Raw genomic sequence first — 2,764 nt, forward strand, 5'->3', positions numbered from 1 at the left:
TAGTAATACTTCGTATTTTAATATGGGAAAAGTTAAAACTATAGGAGAAGCAGAGTTAAATAAAAGTGAAAACAAGAGTTTTAAAAGCTCTTGTTTTTTGTTATTTTATGATTAAAATAAATCTAAAATAGATAGTTTAAATATGATATACTATAAATGAATAGACTTATTAAAGTTAATCACTAGGAGGGAATTTTATGGCAGTTGTAGAAAAGGATAACTTCAAAGATAATCTTTGGAAAGCATGTGATAAATTAAGAAATAATATGGATCCAGCAGAGTATAAATATGTTGTACTAGGATTGGTATTTTTAAAATATATAAGTGATAGATTTGAAAGCAAATACAATGAATTAGTTGGAGAGGGAGAAGGTTTTGAAGAGGAAAGAGATGAGTATACAGCAGAGAATATTTTCTGGGTTCCGAAAGAAGCTAGATGGGCAGAGATAGTTAAAAGTGCAAAAACTCCAGAGATTGGAATAAAAATTGATGAGGCTATGTATGCTATTGAAAAAGAGAATAAAACATTAAAGGATGTTCTATATAAGATATATTCAAATCCTCTTTTGGATAAAGGAAAACTAGGAGAGTTAATAGATATAGTTGGTGGAATTAACTTGCAAGCTAAAACAGATAAAGGACAAGATGTACTTGGTCAAGTTTATGAGTTTTTCTTAGGAAAGTTTGCTAACTCAGAGGGAAAAAATGGAGGACAATTCTATACTCCAGAGTCTATTGTTAAAACTATAGTTGAATGTTTAGAGCCTACAAAGGGAAGAGTATATGACCCTGCTTGTGGAAGTGGAGGTATGTTTGTTCAATCTGAAAAGTTTATAAAAAATCATAGCGGAAGAATTGGAGATATATCTGTATTTGGACAAGAGAGTAATGGAACTACTTGGAAACTATGTAAGATGAACTTAGCTATTAGAGGAATAGAGGTTGATTTAGGAGATGAACCAGCTGATACATTTACAAAAGACCAGCATAAAGGTAAGAAGATGGATTATATCATGGCTAATCCACCATTTAATATAAAAGATTATTGGCATGAATCTTTAGATGGAGATGCTAGATGGAAATATGGTACACCTCCAGAGGGAAATGCTAACTATGCTTGGCTACAACATATGGCACATCATTTATCACCAAATGGAACAGCTGGAATAGTTCTAGCAAATGGATCACTATCATCTAACACTTTAAATGAGGGAGAGATTAGGAAAAATATGATAGAGGATGATTTAGTAGATTGCGTTGTAGCTCTTCCTGATAAGTTATTCTTAACTACTGGAATTCCAGCTTGTATATGGTTTTTAAATAGAAACAAAAGTAATCCTAAACATAGAGAAAGAAATGGAGAGATTCTATTTATAGATGCTAGAAAAATGGGTGTTCTTGTAGAAAGAAGTTTAAGAGAGTTATCACCTGAAGATATTCAAAAGATAGCTGATACTTACCATATGTGGAGAGGTTCATATAAAGGTGAGGGAGAGTATGAAGATATTCAAGGTTTCTGTAAGAGTGCAACATTTGAAGAGGTTAAAGGACATGAATATATATTAACTCCAGGAAGGTATGTAGGAATAGAAGAAGCAGAGGACGATGGAATCCCTTACGAGGAAAAGATGGCAGATTTAAGTGCAAAACTAGCTGAACAATTTGCAAAGAGCAGACACTTAGAAGAAGAGATAAGAGCTAACCTAGCTAAGTTAGGATTTGATATATAATGGTGGAGAATAAAGATATGGAAGAGTTAAAAGAGACTTATATAGAAATTAAGTTAGGAGATATCGCTTATTTTCAAAAAGGATTTGCATTTAAGTCAAAAGATTTTGAAAATGTAGGAAGGAAAATTGTAAAAGTTTCAAATTTAACAGATCAAAGTATAGATATAAACTCGTGTGTATGCTTAGCCGAAAAATTAGCTGAAAAATATGAGAGATATTCATTAAATTTAGATGATATAATAATAACTACTGTAGGTTCTTGGCCAACCAATCCAGCTTCAGTGGTAGGAAAAGTGATAAAAGTTCCTAAAAAAGCAGAAACTGCACTTCTTAATCAAAATGCAGTTAGGATAAGAGCAAATGAAAAAATAACTCAAAAATATTTGTACTATGTTTTAAAATATGAAAAATTTAAGAACTATATTATAAATACTGCACAAGGAAGTGCTAGTCAAGCTAGTATAACTCAGGAAGATATAAAAAATTATTTAATAAAATTACCATCACTAGAAACCCAAGAAAAGATAGCCTCAATATTATCAGCTCTTGATGATAAAATAGAAATCAATAATGAAATGAATAAAACTCTTGAAGAGACGGCACAAACTCTTTTCAAAAGATGGTTTATAGATTTTGATTTCCCAAATGAGAATGGAGAGCCATATAGAAGTAGTGGTGGAAAAATGGTAGATAGTGAACTTGGAGAGATTCCAGAGGGATGGGAAATTAAGGAAGTAGAAAATATAATTGAGGTTAAAGATGGAACACATGATTCGCCAAAGAAAAGCGAAGCTGGATATAAGTTAGTAACTTCCAAACATTTAGAAAAGAATAAAATAAATTTTGAGAGTGCAAATGTAATTTCTGAAGAAGATTATATTAAAATAAATAAAAGAAGTCAGGTTAATCAGTATGATATCTTAATTAGTATGATTGGGACAATTGGAAATTTATATTTAGTAATGGAGGAAAAAATAAATTATGTAATAAAAAATATAGGGTTATTTAAAACTTCCCAAAATAAAGAATATTAC

At 30.7% G+C, this 2,764-nt stretch carries 2 protein-coding genes; both read left to right on the forward strand.

Annotation, left to right across the window (positions count from 1 at the left end):
• The first annotated feature begins 197 nt into the window (after nt 1–197).
• Entirely contained in the window at nt 198–1,730 is a 1,533-nt protein-coding gene (locus ACMOUI_RS00035) for a type I restriction-modification system subunit M (RefSeq protein ID WP_418963699.1), read from the forward strand.
• Nucleotides 1,731–1,747: 17 nt separating this feature from the next.
• On the forward strand, nt 1,748–2,764 hold a 1,017-nt coding region (locus ACMOUI_RS00040), incomplete at its 3' end, for a restriction endonuclease subunit S (protein WP_418963700.1).

Origin of the sequence: Cetobacterium sp. (assembly GCF_048470075.1) — a bacterium.
Classification (GTDB): Bacteria; Fusobacteriota; Fusobacteriia; order Fusobacteriales; family Fusobacteriaceae; genus Cetobacterium_A.

Coding starts and splice junctions, on each gene's coding strand:
- ACMOUI_RS00035 (WP_418963699.1), top strand. CDS start 198: ATGGCAGTTGTAGAAAAGGATAACTTCAAAGATAATCTTTGGAAAGCA.